Raw genomic sequence first — 1,311 nt, 5'->3', positions numbered from 1 at the left:
GGGCCGAATATAAGGATGCAACCGATCTAACCGCTGGAACGCAAGCTCTCCTTGGCAAACGGGTGGTGCCCATATAAGGTCCGACTATTTCGCACCCGATGTTGTCGGCTTCGGCAGCATGACCGCAATCCCCGCATCGGCGCACTCCTTGATCTGAGGCCCACTGTAGTAGCCACGGTCAGCGACTGCCCGCAGTCTGGTCTTACCCATCGCCTCGCGCGCAGCTTTTGCCATGGGGCTAAGCTGCGCCCGGTCACTGCCAGAGTTTGTGACCTCGTGAGCCACGATGAGGTGGTGTTTGGCGTCAACGGCCACCTGCACGTTGTAGCCCACCATTCCCGAGCCTTTGCCGCTCGTCGCCATGGAGCGAGCGTCGGGATCAGTCATCGAGAGTTGGCCATCCGGCTGCGTCTTGAGTTGCTCTTTGATCTGCTCGAGGTTTCGCATCTGCTCGCGTAAGCGCGCGATCTTGTCTTGCAGTCGAGTCGTCTTCGCTTCCAGCTCAGCGGGTTGCGTACGATCGGCAGTCTCCAGCGCGTTCAGATACCGCTGGATGCTCTCCTGGATCTGCTTCTGGCGCTTGTCGACCTTACTTCGGTGAAGTTGCGATCGCGCGTATTGACTGCCTTGAACTTGCTGCCGTCAATGGCGACCAGCGCTTGCGAGAACAGCTTCAGCTCACGGCACAGCATCACGAAACGGCGACATACGTTGCGGATGCCGGTGCCGTTGTCACGACGAAAGTCAGCTATGGTCTTGAAGTCTGGCGCCAGACGACCTGTAAGCCACATCAATTCAACATTGCGTTGGCATTCACGTTCCAGGCGACGGCTCGATTGAATCCGATTCAGATAGCCGTAGATATAGATCTTCAACAACACAGATGGATGATAGGACGGACGACCTGTAGTCGATGGTTTTGCTCCATCAAAGCCCAGCGATCCCAGTTCAAGCTCTTCTACAAACGCCTCGATGATCCTGACCGTGTTGTCCTCTGCGACGAAGTCATCGAGGCACTCTGGAAGCAGCGTCACCTGCTTGCGATCTTCACCTTCTATGAATCGCTTCATCCGGTCACCCAGGCTGAATGAGTTAAGGCTGTGCTGAAGAAGCGGGGGTTTTCACGGGATCGTCGTTGCTGATTCCACGATGCGAGAATGGCGACGCGCTCGCGTCGGTTTTTTGGCCTTTAGAGGCTCGCTTTTAGCCTTTCTGGCTCTTTTAAAAATGCAGTGGGTAACGGGCTCATGAGGCATGGGGGTTGAAGGCGGACAAGTCGAGCTTGCCAGCAACGAGAAAGAGGACCGTGCG

General features: G+C 56.4%; 1 pseudogene. It reads right to left on the bottom strand.

Annotation, left to right across the window (positions count from 1 at the left end):
• Window positions 1-87: 87 nt before the first annotated feature.
• A pseudogene (locus AWB66_RS32515) lies at window positions 88-1,070 on the bottom strand (IS1182 family transposase); the annotation flags it as partial.
• Window positions 1,071-1,311: the final 241 nt, after the last annotated feature.

It is taken from the genome of Caballeronia telluris, from assembly GCF_001544495.1.
In the GTDB taxonomy this organism is placed as follows: Bacteria; Pseudomonadota; Gammaproteobacteria; order Burkholderiales; family Burkholderiaceae; genus Caballeronia; species Caballeronia telluris.
This window is presented reverse-complemented; position numbering and strand designations above follow the sequence as displayed.